The following is a 13,227-nucleotide window of genomic DNA, read 5'->3' as shown; positions in this document are numbered from 1 at the left end:
CGCGTCAGGCGAGCCACTGCCACAGTCCGACGGGCATTGGGTGCAACCAGGTCGCGCCGAGCCACAGCAGGGTCCCGCCGACCGCGGCGAAGGCGCCCGGCCCGTGCAGGCCCCGGCCGAAGGGCATGAAGCTGGTCCGTGCGACCCACTGCTCCCAGGCGACCCCGAGGTGCCGGCGTTTCTTGACGTCCTGACCTGCCGAGCCCGCCAGCGCCATAATCAGCACCACCAGCGCGAGCGTGATCGCCGAGGGTTCGGGATGGACGAGGATGTGGCTTATCGCCCAGAGCGCGAAGCCCCACATCATCGGGTGCCGGGTGATGCGGAACACGCCGCTCGGCGCACCGATCTTCACCTCGCTGCCCGGCCCGAAGGTCACCATCGCCGGGTTGCGGCGGAAGGAGCCGACCAGCAGCATGGCCGCAGACCAGGTCAGGAACGCAGCGACGATCCAGGCCCAGGGTTGGGGCTGCCACAGCAAGGGCTCGGGACCGGCGCCCTTGCGGGCCCAGACCATGCCGCCGAAGGTGACCAGCGCAATGACCGAATAGAGCGCCTGGAAGCCCGCATTGCCGAGCCGCTTCGCGAGCGGCTGGCGCAGCGGATGCGACATGAGGAGATGCGTGGCGATGAAGGCGGCGCCGAAGCCCGCGACCATCGCACTCGCGCTCAATGCCGGTAGGCCTCGGGGAGCGCGCCGCGCTCGAGGTCGCGGTAGCGGTCGCGAAGGCGGGTCTGGCGGGTGACGAGCGGCTGCTCGACCCCGTCGATCATGACCATTTCCGCGGCGCTCATGTTGTCGAGCGGATCGCCGTTCCAGATGACGACGTCGCCGCGCTTGCCGGGCGTGAGGCTGCCGATGTCGGTGAGGCCGAGCACCTCGGCGGGCGCGGACGTGATCGCCTTCAGCGCTTCACCCCAGCTCAGGCCGGAAGCGCGCGGGACCCTGGTCAGGCCGACGAGGTTCCCGGCGTAATAGCGGGCGCGAAAGGCCATTCGGCTCTCGTCGTCGTTGACCGTCCCGATCGCGACCCGCACCCCGGCGGCGCGCATCCGGCCGATATTGCTCTGCGTCGCGGCGAGATTCTCGAACTGGGCGGGAAGGTCGCTCAGCGCCGAGGCGATGACCGGGATGTTGGCGGCGGCAAGCTCACTGGCCACGGTCCAGCCTTCGTCGGCGCCGACGATCACGAGCCGAAGCGCGGGGAATTCGCGCTTGAGGGCGATGACCTGGCGAAGGTCGGCCGCGCGCTCGACATGGACCGCGAGGATCTGGCGGCCGCGGACCACCGGGACCAGCGCCAGGGCGTCGAAGCGGGTGAGGAGCACGTCCTGGTTGCGGCGTGCCTCGTAGGACCGCGATTCGTTGGGATTGGCGATGACCGGGTCGCTTCCCGCACCGCCGGCGGAGCGACCGGAGTCGGCGCGGCTGCTGCCCCCTCCCCCGGCGACCTGCTGCGCCTCGCGCAGCGCATTGCGGAGGAGGACGTGCGCGGCGGTGCGGCTGCCGCCTGCCTGCCCTGCGCCCTGCTCGCCAAGCTCGACATATTGGAACAGCCGTGCGCGGGTGACGGGGTCGGCATCGGCGGCGGTGTCGATCAGCGCGCCCTGGCCCGCGAAGATCGACTTGCCCGCCGACGGGGCGACGACGGCGCGCGTAATGCCCTCGGCGCGGTTGATCGCGACCGGCGCGGCATTGGGATTGATTGCGGTCGCGACGTCGAGCGCGGCGCTGAACGGCCCGTCGCTGCTGGTGTCGTTGGTCTGGTCGACCGCATCGACGTCGACGAGGCCCAGCCGCGAGAAGCCGGCGACGATCCCCGGGGTCACCCACTTGCCGGTGGCGTCGATGACGCGCGTGCCGGCGGGCAGCTTCATCCGGATGTCACCGGCGGCGACCACCCGGCCGTCGGTGATCACCACCTGCCCGTTGGGGATCGGCGCCGAGCCGTCGCCAAGCGCGACCGTGCCGCCCGAGATGACCACGGTGTCGGCCATGGCGGGCGCCGCGAGGAACAGCGCGAGCGCGGTGGAAAGCAGGGCGCGCTTCACTTCACGTCTCCCTCGCCGGGCTGGCCGAGCTCGAAGTCGCTCACCGGGCGGAGCTTGGGATTATTGGCGTCGTACATCAGCGCGCCGTCGATCCAGACCCGCTCGGGCCGGGTGTAGGTGCTGAACGGATTGCCGTTCCACAGCACGACGTCGGCGTCCTTGCCGCTCTTGAGGCTGCCGACGCGGTCGAAGATGCCGAGCGCCTTGGCCGGGTTCATGCCCAGCCAGGTCCAGGCATGTTCCTCGCTGATCGGAATCCCCGCGCGGCGGCCCGCGGCCATCGCCTTGGCGGCTTCCTGGTTCAACCGCTGGATGCCGTTGGGATCGTCGGAATGGACGATCGCGCAGGCCCCGGCGCGGTCGACGAAGGCGATGTTCTCGGGGATGGCGTCATAGGCTTCCATCTTGAAGCCGTACCAGTCGGCCCACATCGCCGCGCAGATGCCATTGGCCCGCAGCAGGTCGGCAATCTTGTAGCTCTCGACCGCATGGTGGAAGGCGCTGATCTTGTAGCCCGCTTCCTTGGAGAGATCGATCATCTGCGCCATTTCGTCGGCGCGATAGCAATGGTTCTGGACGAGGATCTTGCCCTCGAGCACGCCCTTGAGCGTGTCCATGGCGAGATCCTGGTCGGGCGGATCGCCGCCGTTCTTCTCATATTCGTCCCACTTGCGCTTGTAGGCCCTGGCGTTGATCCAGGTCTGGCGGGTTACGGCGATATTGCCCATCCGGGTCGCCGGCCCGCCCTTTTCGCCATAGACGCGCTTGGGATTCTCACCGCAGGCCATCTTGAGGCCATAGGGCGCGCCCGGCATCTTCATGCCCTGGACGGTGCGCGCGGGGACGTTCTTGAGGACGACCGAGCGGCCGCCGAAGAGATTGGCCGAGCCGGGCAGGATCTGCAGCGCGGTGATCCCGCCATTGGCCAGCGCGCGGCTGAAGCCCGAGTCCTGCGGCCAGACGCTATGTTCGGCCCAGACCTCGGGTCGCGCCGGGGCGGTCGCCTCATTGCCATCGTCATGCGCGGCGACGCCCGGCGAGGGATAGTCGCCAAGGTGGCTGTGGATGTCGATGACGCCGGGGGTGACATACTTGCCCGTCCCGTCGATCACCTGCGCGCCGGCGGGGGCGGCGACCGTCTGGCCGACCGCCTGGATCTTGCCGTCGGCGAAATAGACCTGCCCGTTGTCGATCCGCCCACCCTCACCGTCGAGGATGGTGACCCCGGTGATGAGCGTGGGGGCGCCGGAATAGCGCTGGTAGGTCGAGGGGAACGGATCCTCGGCGATCCGGACCCTCGTCCCGTCATCCTTGCTCCCCGTGCCGGTGGTGGCACAGCCGGCCACCATCAGCGCGGCGAACGCGACCCCGATTGCCCCCCGCATCGGGTCAGGCCTGGCGCGGGCTGGTGGGCGCGGTCTCGCCCTGCGGGAACATCCCCGGTGCCTCGTTCTCGGCGAGTTGGTCGCGACCGGCGAGATCGTCTTGGCCGAGCGTGTCGAGATGCATCCAGCGCTTCACCAGCGGGGAGAGCAGCAGCACGACGATGCCGGCGCCGATCGAGATGTAGCCGAACATGCCGTAGATGTGCAGCAGCCCCTCCTTGCTTTGCTCGCCGCCTTCGCCGCCGGTGGCTTCACCGATCTTGCCGGCGACGAAATTGCCGACCGCGGTCATGTAGAACCAGGCGCCCATGATGAGGCTGGCCAGGAAGCGCGGCGCGAGCCGGTTCATCGCGCTCAGGCCCACCGGCGACAGGCAGAGTTCGGCGGTGGTGGCGAAGAAGTAATAAGCGAAGACGAGGAAGACCGGGGTCATCACCGCCACGCCATAAGCCTGCGCGCCCCACACGAGGACGAGGTTGGCAAGGCCCATCTGCGCCAGCGCGAGGCCGAACTTGGCCGGCGCCGACGGCTCGGCGTTGCGCTTGCCGAGCGACACCCACAAGGCCGCGAACAGCGGCGCGAGCAGAATGATGAAGATCGGATTGATCGACTGGAACAGCGAGGCCGGAACGCCCCCGCGCTCGACGAACTTGTCAGTGAAGATGCTCATCGACCCGCCCGCCTGCTCGAACAGGCCCCAGAACAGGGGATTGAGGCTGATCAGGAAGAGGATGGCGAACATCCGCTCGCGCGGCTCCTTGGGCAGCTTGAAGCTTTCGAACAGCACGTAGCCGAGCAGCCCGACGCCCGTAATGATCAGCAGGGTCTGGATGACGTCCTGGTACTGGACGAGGCCCCAGATCACCGCGACCGAGGCGATGCCGATGCCGTAGAGCGAGAATTCCTTGTTCTTGCTGAGCGGCGAAGGCGCCTCGCCCGCGCCGTTGAGCGCCTTCTTTCCGAGCACGAAGACGATGAGGCCGAGCAGCATGCCGATGCCCGCGAGGCCGAAGCCATAGGCCCAGCCCAGGGTCTCGCCGAGATAGCCGACGAAGATGGTACCGATCGCGGCCCCGACGTTCACGCCCATGTAGAAGATGGTGTAGGCGCCGTCGCGGCGGACGTCGGTCAGCTTGTAGAGCTGGCCCACCATCACCGAGATGTTGGCCTTGAGGAAGCCCGAGCCGACGATGATGAAGGCGAGCGCGAGCCAGAAGACGTTGATGGTCGGATCGTTCTGCCCACCGACGCCCTCGACCGCCATCAGGCTGTGGCCGACCGCGAGCAGCAGGCCGCCGAACAGCACTGCCTTGCGCTGGCCGAGATAGCGGTCGGCAAGATAGCCGCCGAGCACCGGGGTGATGTAGACGAGGCTGGTATAGGCCCCGTAGATCAGCGACGCCTTGCTGTCGGAGAACAGCCAGTGCTTGGTCAGGTAGAAGATCAGCAGCGCGCGCATGCCGTAGTAGGAGAAGCGCTCCCACATCTCGGCGAAGAAGAGCATGTACAGGCCCTTGGGGTGGCCGGCGAATTCAGGGTCCTTCTGGACGGCGATCTTGCCGCCGATGGCGAGGAACACGACGAGGAGGAAGACGGCAATGGCGGCGATCCAGTCGCCTTCCTGCCAGAGATCCATGGGCTTCATGCGTGGCAATTCCCGTAATGACGCCGGCGCGCGGGCCAGCAAAAGTGTCGGCACCTTAAGGATTAAGCGCCGCCTGCCAAGCGCATTGTGACGCGCCAAGCTGAACCCTATGTGGCCCACACGCATGTTCAACGACCGTTCCTCGCTCCGCTCCCATCTCGCCACCCGCCGCTCGGGGCGGCCGCGCGAAATGGTCGGCCCCGGCCCGTCCGAAGACGAGCTCGAGGCGATCGTCACGCTGGCGCTGCGGACTCCCGATCATGGCAAGCTCGCGCCGTGGCGGTTCGTGATCGTCGGCAAGGACCAGCGCGAGGACTTCGCCGCCCTGCTGATGAAGGCGCTCGACGAGAATGATCCCGGCGCCACCCCCGCGCACCGGGCCAAGGCGCTCGAGTTCGCGCATAACGGCGAGTCCCTGGTGGTGATGCTCTCGGCCCCGGTCGCGGGCCACAAGATCCCCGTCTTCGAGCAGGAACTGAGCGCGGGCGCGGCGGCGATGAACCTCCTCCATGCGGTCCATGCCCATGGCTATGTCGGCGGCTGGATCACCGGCTGGGCGGCCTATGACCCGACCGTCCGCGCGGCCTTCGCCCAAGGCCCCGAGGAGCGGATCACCGGCTTCTTCTTCATCGGCACCCCCGGGCGCCTGCTCGAGGAACGCCCGCGACCCGACCCGGCGCTGGTGATCCGGCGGTGGAACCCGAACCCGTAATTCACTTGCAACTTTTCGCGCCGCACCGTATTAGGACAGCATGACGCTGCGCGGACGATCCGAAGCCAAGCCGGTCTATGTCCGGCTCCGTGACATCATCGCCGAGGCGATCCTCTCGGGGCGCTACCGCGACGGCGATCCGCTGCCGAGCGTCCGCGCCTTCGCCGCCGAGCAGGGCGCCAACCCTTTGACCGTCGCCAAGGCCTATCAGGGCTTCCAGGACGAGGGGCTGGTCGTGGTCCGCCGCGGCGTCGGCATGTTCGTGGCCCAGGGCGCGCGCGAACGCCTCTCGACCAGCGAACGCGACCTCTTCATCCGCGAGGAATGGCCCGCGGTGCGCGCCAAGATGGACCGGCTCGGGATCGATCCGGCCGAGTTGCTGGAGCGCAACTAGCCAAAAGGCTCGTTCGTGCTGAGCGAAGTCGAAGCACGCTCGCGCTAACGCCCTTCGACTTCGCTCAGGGCGAACGACTGTTCCTTCGGATTAGAGCAAAGCTTCGGCCGGCACGCTGTAGAGCAGCTCGGCCCCTGCTTCCGCCCCCGCCGCAAGCCCGAGCGCTTCGGGCACGACCACCGACAGGAAGAAACCCGCCGCCGCGCGCTTGGTCCGGGCGAAGGGGGTGTCGCCGATCGCCGCGCGCGCCTGCCGCTCGAGCAGCCAGCCCGCGGTCAGCACGGCGCACATGGTGAGGAAGGGATAGCTGCCCGCCAGCCGGTCGTCTGGCTCGGCGGCACGCAGCGTGGTGGCGACCAGTTCCACCGCATCGACCAAGGCGGACAGGGTCGGCGCTTCGACCTCGGCGCGAATGTCGGCGATCAGCCCGTCGAAGGCGAGCCCGCCGTCGAGCCCCAGCTTGCGCCCGACGAGGTCGGCGGCCTGGATGCCGTTAGTGCCCTCGTAGATGGGCGCGATCCGGGCGTCGCGGAGATATTGGGCGGCGCCGGTCTCCTCGACGAAGCCCATGCCGCCATGGACCTGGATGCCGAGGCTCGCGACCTCGCAGCCGACGTCGGTGCCCCAGGCCTTGACCAGCGGGGTCAGCACGTCGCCGCGCATGGCGGCTTCCCTGTCGCCGCGGTGTCCGCGGTCGATCTGGCCGAAGGCGTAATAAGCGAGCGCTCGCGCGCCCATGGTCAGCGCCTTCATCCGCAGCAGCATGCGGCGGACGTCGGGATGCTGCTCGATCGCGACCGGCTCGCGGCCCGGACCGCCCGCGCGCGCCGACTGGACCCGGCCAAGCGCATAAGCGACCGCGCGCTGGGTCGCCGCCTCGGCGATGCCGACGCCCTGCAGGCCGACGTTGAGGCGCGCATTGTTCATCATGGTGAACATCGCGCGCATGCCGCCATGCTCGGGCCCGATCAGCCAGCCGGTCGCCCCGCCTTCGTCACCGAAGGCCATGGTGCAGGTCGGCGAGGCGTGGATGCCCAGCTTGTGCTCGATCGAGGCGCAGCGAAGGTCGTTGCGGCTGCCGTCCGGCAGTATCTTGGGCACCAGGAACAGCGAGATTCCGCGCGTCCCCGCCGGCGCATCGGGGGTGCGGGCGAGGACGAGGTGGATGATATTCTCGGCGAGGTCGTGCTCGCCATAGGTGATGTAGATCTTGGAGCCGGTGATCTTCCAGCTGCCGTCGCCGTTGGGCACAGCCCGGGTCCGGAGCGCGCCGACGTCCGAGCCTGCCTGCGGCTCGGTGAGGTTCATCGTCGCAGGCCATTCGCCGCTGACGATCTTCGGTAGATAATCGCGCTTCTGTTCGTCCGACCCGTGCGCGCCGATTGCCTCGATTGCGCCCATGGTCAGCATCGGGCACAGCGCGAAGGCGAGGTTGGCGGCGTTCAGGTCCTCCATCACCGCCGCGCCGAGGCTCAAGGGAAGCCCCTGCCCGCCCGCTTCCTCGGGCGCGCTGATCGTGCCCCAGCCGCCTTCGACGAACTGGCGATAGGCGGCGTGGAAACCCTCGGGCATGGCGACCCCGTCCGGGGACCATTTCGCACCGACCGTGTCGCCCACGCGGTTCAAGGGCTCGACCTCGCCTTCGGCATATTGCGCCGCGCCCTCGAGCACCGCGGCGACGATGTCAGAGTCGTTGGTGAGCTCGGAAATCCGCACCACATGCTCGAGCACGAAGCGCTGTTCCTCGACCGGGCAGCGAAGCGCCATATTCGTCCATTCCCTTGTGACTGGTTCCACTTTGCCATAGCGGCGGCGACATGCCGGGCAAGAGCACCGAGATACGGCCGTTCGGGCCGGACGTGATCGCCGAAGCCGCGCGGCTGGTCTCGGCGGGGCTGCCGGTCGCGGTCCCGACCGAAACGGTCTACGGGCTCGCCGCCGACGCCACCAATGCGGAGGCCGTCGCGCGAATCTACGAGGCCAAGGGCCGGCCGAGCTTCAATCCGCTGATCGTCCATGTCCCCGACCTGGCGGCAGCGAAGCGCCTGGGGCGGTTCGATGCGGCGGCCGAAGCGCTGGCGGCGGCGCACTGGCCAGGCCCCCTGACCCTCGTCGTCCCGCTGGCCGAGGGTCATGGCATTGCCAGCCTCGTCACCGCCGGGCTTCCCACCATCGCCATCCGCGTTCCCGCCCACCCCGCGATGCGCGCGCTGCTCGAGGCGAGCGGGCGGCCCCTCGCCGCCCCAAGCGCCAATGCGAGCGGGCGGATCAGCCCGACCCGCGCTACCCATGTGCTGGCCTCGCTCGACGGGCGGATCGCGCTGGTGATCGACGGCGGGGCGACCGCGCATGGCCTCGAAAGCACGATCGTCGCCGCGACGGACGGTACGCTCCGGCTGCTTCGCCCGGGCCCGATCGCGGTCGCCGGCGCGGTCCCAGCGACCAAGGGGATCGAGGCGCCGGGGATGATGGAAAGCCATTACGCGCCATCGCGGCCGCTGCGGCTCGATGCGACCAGCGCGGCGCCGGACGAGTGGCTGATCGGCTTCGGCCCGGTCGGGGGCGACGACAGCCTCAGCCCCTCCGGCGACCTAGTCGAGGCGGCGGCGCGCCTGTTCGACAGCCTGCACCGCGCCGATGCGGCCGGGCGGGACAAGATCGCAGTGGCGCCGATCCCCCGGGACGGCCTCGGACTCGCGATCAACGACCGGCTGGCGCGGGCCGCGGCACCGCGTCCCTAGCGGCGCGAGCCCTTCGTCGCCGGCTTGCGCAGCCGGCTCTGCCAGAATTCGAGGGCCTCGTCGGTCGCCAGCGGCTTGGCGAAGAAATAGCCCTGCCCCGAGGCGCAGCCCAGGGCCGCAAGCGTCGTCGCAAGCTCGCGGCTCTCGATCCCCTCGGCGGTGGTCGACATGCCGAGCGCGTCGGCGAGGCTCAGCACCGCGCGCACGATCGCCACGCTGTCGGGATCGACCATCATGCCGGTGACGAAGCTGCGGTCGATCTTGAGGACGTCGATCGGCAGTCGCTGGAGATAGGCGAGGCTCGAGTAACCGGTGCCGAAATCGTCCATCGCCACGGTGGTGTCGAGCGCCTTCAGCGCATCGAACACGCGGGTCGCGCGGCGCGGGTCCTGGACGATCGAGCTTTCGGTCAGTTCGAGCGTCAGCCGGTCGCCGCTCAGCCCGGTCGAACGCAGCGCGCCGCCGACCATCGCGGCGATGTCGTCGCGCGCGACCTGGATCGCGGAGAGATTGACCGCGACGTAGAAGGGCAGTTTCTGCCCGGCCGTGGCGTCCCAGCCGGCAAGCGTCGAGGCCGCCCGGTCCATCGCCCAGCGGCCGAGGCTGAGGATGAGGCCGCTTTCCTCGGCGACGGGAATGAATTCGGTCGGGCTGATCTCGCCGCGATCCTCGTGGGTCCAGCGAGCGAGCGCCTCGAATCCGGTCACCTCGCCGGTCTTGAGGTTGATCAGCGGCTGGTAGAACAGGTCGAGGAGATCGCGGTCGAGCGCGCGGCGAAGCTCGGTCTCGATCGAGAAGCGCCGCCGGGCAAGGCTGGCTTCCTTGGGTTCGTAGACCTCGGGCCGGCCGCTCGCCTTGGCCTGCTTGACCGCGAATTGCGCGTTGCGGAACAGCTCCTCGCTATCCTGCCCCGGCTGCATGATCGCGAGGCCAATCGCGCATTCGACCTTGATCTCGAGCTCGCTCAGCTTGAACGGCGCGTTCATCGCCTCCTGGATGCGAAGCGCGGCCTTGAGCGCATCGGACATGCCCCGACGGAGCGTGACCACGATCCCGAATTCGTTGCCGCCGGTGCGCGCAAGGCTGTCCCCGGCCCGGAGCGCCGAGATCAGGCGGCGGGCGAAGGTGATCAGCAATTCGTCGCCGGCGAGGCTCCCCATGCTCTCGTTGATCCGGCTGAAGCGGAGCATGTCGACCACCAGCACGGCATGGCCCGCGGTCCCGGCCTCGACCTTGCGCTCGGCCGCTTCGATCATCTCGGTGAAGGCCAGGCGATTGGGCAGGCCGGTCAGGCTGTCGCGCAGCATCTCGGCGCGAAGCGTGCGCTCGGCCTGCACCTCGGCGGTGCGATCGACCACCGAGCAGAGCGCGCGGCGGCATTCGCCATGGCTTGGCAGCGGCGCGAGCTTGAGCCGGTAGAAACGCGCCGAGACCCCCGCTCCGTCGCGGAAGTCGAGGTCGGACACCGGCGCCTCGCTCTCGAACCACTGGATGAGATGCTCGGCGATCAGTCCCTCGCCCGACAGGCACTGGCGCTTCAGCCCGGCCATGGTCTGGGCGCTGGAAATGGCGACCGCCTCGGCGAAGCGCAGGTTGTGCGCGGCGATCCGGCTGCCCTTCACATCATGCTCGATGATCGCCGCGGCGATCGGCAGCGCGTCGAGCAATACCGGGCCGTCCGCCCACAAGGGCGGCGCGGGATGCGGTGCGCTTCGGGGCGAAGCGCGCTTGGGCAAGGCCGGCATGCGCCTGCTATGGGCCCCGATGCGTTAAACTTCTGTTTCCTTGGGCTACGGACTTTCGGCCGGTTGGCTTGCCAGCGCCGGACCGGACCGGCAGGGATCGGCAAAAGCCTGCAAGGGGAACCGACGCCATGATCCGAAGCACCATCACGCTCGCCATCCTCGCCACCGCCGGCGTGGGCGTGGCGCTGGCTGCTCCCGCCTCTCCCGCCGCCGAGCGCAAGGCGCTGGCCGCCGCGGTCGCAAGCCCGGCGCGGAGCGAAGCCAACCGGGCCCGGGACGTCTATCGCCATCCGCAGCAGACTCTCGCCTTCTTCGGCGTCCGGCCCAAGCAGACGGTGGTCGAGCTGATCCCCGGCGGCGGCTGGTACAGCGAGATCCTCGCGCCCTACGTGCTGAACGGCGGCGGCACCTATTATGTCGCCGCTCCAAACGAGCGCGGGCTCGGCGGCTTCCAGCGGCTCGTCCAGAAAGATGCCGCACTCTACGGCCGTGCCCGGCAGGTCATCTTCCCCGTCCGGGACGCTGGCCAGGCCAAGGTGCCCGATGGCAGCGCCGACGTCGTCCTGACCTTCCGCAACGTCCACAACTGGGCGATGGGCGATCAACCTTATGCGGCCGAGGCCTTCCAGCAGATCTACGCCATGCTGAAGCCCGGCGGCGTGCTCGGAATCGAGGAGCATCGCCTGCCCGAAAAGGCCGACAGCGCGCGCGAGAAGAGCAGCGGCTATCTGAAGGTCTCGACCGTCCGCCGCCTCGCCGAGCAGGCGGGCTTCCGCTTCGCCGGATCGAGCGAGATCAATGCCAACCGCAAGGACACGGCCGATCACCCCGAGGGGGTCTGGACCCTTCCCCCGACCCTGCGCCTCGGCGACAAGGACCGGGCGAAATATCTCGCCATCGGCGAGAGCGACCGGATGACGCTGAAGTTCGTCAAACCCCGCTGACGCGGCCGACCTTGGGCGCGACCGGGTTGGTCGCGAGCCAGGCTTCGAGCGCGTCGAGGTCGAGCCCGGCGTCGAACGCATCCTTGCCCTCGGCGAGCACCGAGAAGCCGTCTCCGCCGCTGGCGAGGAAGTTGTTGACGTTGATCCGGTAGGTCGCGGCCGGGTCGATCGGCTTGCCATTCAGCGTCATGGCGACGATCCGCTCGCCCGCGGGGCGGGACAGGTCATAGCGGAAGGTGAAGCCCGCCGACGGGACCAGCAGCGAGGCGACCTTGGCCTTGCCATTCTCTTCCTTGAACTGCTGCTCGAGCAATCGCTTCAGCTGCGCGCCGGTGAGGCTCTTGACCACCAGATTGTTGCCGAACGGCTGGAGCGCGAAGATCTGGCCGTAGGTGATCGTCCCGTCCGCGCGGGGGATGAGATCGGTGCGCACGCCGGACGCGTTGATGAAGGCGATCTGGGCGCCGCCGCGGCCGGGCGCGCGGGTCGCGGCGAGCTGGGCGTCGGAGATGAGCTCGGCGGCCGAGCTTTCCTGGTCGTCCGGATCCTTCATTGCCGCGCCGACCAGCCGGCCGACCACCCGCTCCGCCGCCGGCCGAGCGGCTTCGGCGTAGCGGCTGACCAGCGCTTCGACCGCGGGATCGCGCTCGGCGAGCACGGGGACGTTCTGGGCCTTGGACGAAACCATCCGAGCGCTCGCAGGATCGAACGACAGGCGGATGTCGGTGACGAGATAGCCGTTCTTGCCCGCGCTGGTCAGGAGCCGCGGCGCCCCGCCCGCCTCGACCGTGCAGGCATAAGCGTGGTGGGTGTGGCCGCTGACAATGACGCTGATGGCCGGATCGAGCTTTCCGAGGAGCGGCACGATCTCGCCCGACAGCCCGTCGCAGCCGAGCGTGTCGTAGATCGGCGGTACGCGGCCACCCTGGTGGATAAGGAGGACGATGGCGTTGACCCCCTCGGCCTTGAGCTTGGGGACCAGGGCGTTGGCGGTCGCGGCCTCGTCGGCGAAGGTGAAGCCCTTGACCCCCGCAGGCGTGACGAGGGTCGCGGTGTCCTTGAGCGTCATGCCGATGAAGCCCAGTTTCACCGGGCCGACCTGCTTGATCGCGGTCGCCGGGAACAGCGTCGTCCCCTGCTCGGTCAGGACATTGGCGGCGAGGTAGCGGAAGCTTGCCGGGGCGTGGGGCTCCACGCGGCAGGGTACGCGGCTGGTGAACTTGTCGCAGCCGCCGTTCTGGATGCGGAGCAGTTCGGCCCCGCCCTTGTCGAATTCGTGGTTGCCGACCGCGGCCAGCTCGAGCCCGGCCATGCCGAGCGCGCGGATCGTCGGCTCGTCGAGGAAATAGGCCGAGACCAGTGGCGACGCGCCGATGAGGTCGCCCGCGGCGACGGTGACGCTCGGGTGGCCGGCGCGGAGCCGCTGCAGTGTCGCAGTCAGCTGCGCGGCGCCGCCGGCCCGGATCTTGGTCGTCGTGCCTTCAGGATTGCGCAGCGGCACGGGATCGCGCGGCGTTTCGAGATTGCCGTGGAAGTCGTTGAGGCCAAGGATCTGCACCTCGACCGGCGCGGACGGCGGCGGCGGCGCGGACGGCAGCTCGCGCACCCC

11 protein-coding genes are annotated in these 13,227 nt (G+C 69.1%); 4 read left to right on the top strand and 7 right to left on the bottom strand.

The window, feature by feature from the left end; all coding sequences use genetic code 11:
* Positions 1–4 precede the first annotated feature (4 nt).
* Genes BS69_RS0111545 through BS69_RS0111530 form a run of 4 tightly spaced genes read right to left on the bottom strand, consistent with a single transcriptional unit; the run spans position 5 to position 5,082 of the window.
* Positions 5–673, bottom strand: coding sequence for an NnrU family protein (locus tag BS69_RS0111545; RefSeq protein WP_245605159.1), 669 nt, complete (start codon positions 671–673; stop codon positions 5–7).
* Positions 670–1,998 (bottom strand): amidohydrolase family protein, encoded by a 1,329-nt coding sequence (locus BS69_RS0111540; RefSeq protein ID WP_051676835.1) that lies wholly within the window; start codon positions 1,996–1,998, stop codon positions 670–672. Before BS69_RS0111540 ends, BS69_RS0111545 begins: the two co-directional genes overlap by 4 nt.
* A gap of 50 nt (positions 1,999–2,048) precedes the next feature.
* On the bottom strand, positions 2,049–3,437 hold the full coding sequence (locus BS69_RS0111535) for an amidohydrolase (protein ID WP_029942104.1): 1,389 nt from the start codon (positions 3,435–3,437) through the stop codon (positions 2,049–2,051).
* A gap of 4 nt (positions 3,438–3,441) precedes the next feature.
* Positions 3,442–5,082, bottom strand: coding sequence for a peptide MFS transporter (locus BS69_RS0111530; protein ID WP_029942103.1), 1,641 nt, complete (start codon positions 5,080–5,082; stop codon positions 3,442–3,444).
* A gap of 124 nt (positions 5,083–5,206) precedes the next feature.
* On the opposite strand from BS69_RS0111530, the gene BS69_RS0111525 reads away from it, so the two are divergent.
* Positions 5,207–5,794 carry a nitroreductase family protein gene (locus tag BS69_RS0111525; RefSeq protein ID WP_029942102.1) on the top strand — a complete coding sequence of 196 codons (588 nt, stop codon included), beginning with the start codon at positions 5,207–5,209 and terminating at the stop codon, positions 5,792–5,794.
* Positions 5,795–5,834: 40 nt separating this feature from the next.
* Positions 5,835–6,188 carry a GntR family transcriptional regulator gene (locus BS69_RS0111520; protein ID WP_029942101.1) on the top strand — a complete coding sequence of 118 codons (354 nt, stop codon included), beginning with the start codon at positions 5,835–5,837 and terminating at the stop codon, positions 6,186–6,188.
* A 90-nt stretch (positions 6,189–6,278) separates the two neighbouring features.
* Here the strand turns inward: BS69_RS0111520 and BS69_RS0111515 are convergent, their stop codons facing one another.
* The gene (locus BS69_RS0111515; RefSeq protein WP_029942100.1) at positions 6,279–7,955 is read right to left on the bottom strand and encodes an acyl-CoA dehydrogenase family protein; all 1,677 of its coding nucleotides are present in this window, start codon (positions 7,953–7,955) and stop codon (positions 6,279–6,281) included.
* 50 nt (positions 7,956–8,005) lie between these two features.
* Here BS69_RS0111515 and BS69_RS0111510 point away from each other — a divergent pair, with 50 nt between their 5' ends.
* Complete coding sequence (locus BS69_RS0111510) at positions 8,006–8,929, top strand: L-threonylcarbamoyladenylate synthase (RefSeq protein WP_029942099.1); 924 nt, start codon at positions 8,006–8,008, stop codon at positions 8,927–8,929.
* On the opposite strand, the gene BS69_RS0111505 is transcribed toward BS69_RS0111510, so the two are convergent.
* On the bottom strand, positions 8,926–10,674 hold the full coding sequence (locus tag BS69_RS0111505; protein WP_084184618.1) for a putative bifunctional diguanylate cyclase/phosphodiesterase: 1,749 nt from the start codon (positions 10,672–10,674) through the stop codon (positions 8,926–8,928). The genes BS69_RS0111510 and BS69_RS0111505 overlap by 4 nt on opposite strands.
* Before the next feature lie 128 nt (positions 10,675–10,802).
* On the opposite strand from BS69_RS0111505, the gene BS69_RS0111500 reads away from it, so the two are divergent.
* The gene (locus BS69_RS0111500) at positions 10,803–11,618 is read left to right on the top strand and encodes a class I SAM-dependent methyltransferase (protein WP_029942097.1); all 816 of its coding nucleotides are present in this window, start codon (positions 10,803–10,805) and stop codon (positions 11,616–11,618) included.
* Here BS69_RS0111500 and BS69_RS0111495 read toward each other — a convergent pair.
* Positions 11,605–13,224 carry a bifunctional metallophosphatase/5'-nucleotidase gene (locus BS69_RS0111495; RefSeq protein ID WP_051676778.1) on the bottom strand — a complete coding sequence of 540 codons (1,620 nt, stop codon included), beginning with the start codon at positions 13,222–13,224 and terminating at the stop codon, positions 11,605–11,607. The two genes, BS69_RS0111500 and BS69_RS0111495, sit on opposite strands and share 14 nt — an antisense overlap.
* Between the last annotated feature and the right edge of the window lie 3 nt (positions 13,225–13,227).

Source organism: Sphingomonas astaxanthinifaciens DSM 22298, from assembly GCF_000711715.1.
In the GTDB taxonomy this organism is placed as follows: Bacteria; Pseudomonadota; Alphaproteobacteria; order Sphingomonadales; family Sphingomonadaceae; genus Sphingomicrobium; species Sphingomicrobium astaxanthinifaciens_A.
This window is presented reverse-complemented; position numbering and strand designations above follow the sequence as displayed.

Coding starts and splice junctions, on each gene's coding strand:
- BS69_RS0111540 (WP_051676835.1), bottom strand. CDS start 1,998: ATGGCCGACACCGTGGTCATCTCGGGCGGCACGGTCGCGCTTGGCGAC.
- BS69_RS0111535 (WP_029942104.1), bottom strand. CDS start 3,437: ATGCGGGGGGCAATCGGGGTCGCGTTCGCCGCGCTGATGGTGGCCGGC.
- BS69_RS0111530 (WP_029942103.1), bottom strand. CDS start 5,082: ATGAAGCCCATGGATCTCTGGCAGGAAGGCGACTGGATCGCCGCCATT.
- BS69_RS0111525 (WP_029942102.1), top strand. CDS start 5,207: ATGTTCAACGACCGTTCCTCGCTCCGCTCCCATCTCGCCACCCGCCGC.
- BS69_RS0111520 (WP_029942101.1), top strand. CDS start 5,835: ATGACGCTGCGCGGACGATCCGAAGCCAAGCCGGTCTATGTCCGGCTC.
- BS69_RS0111515 (WP_029942100.1), bottom strand. CDS start 7,955: ATGGCGCTTCGCTGCCCGGTCGAGGAACAGCGCTTCGTGCTCGAGCAT.
- BS69_RS0111510 (WP_029942099.1), top strand. CDS start 8,006: ATGCCGGGCAAGAGCACCGAGATACGGCCGTTCGGGCCGGACGTGATC.
- BS69_RS0111505 (WP_084184618.1), bottom strand. CDS start 10,674: ATGCCGGCCTTGCCCAAGCGCGCTTCGCCCCGAAGCGCACCGCATCCC.
- BS69_RS0111500 (WP_029942097.1), top strand. CDS start 10,803: ATGATCCGAAGCACCATCACGCTCGCCATCCTCGCCACCGCCGGCGTG.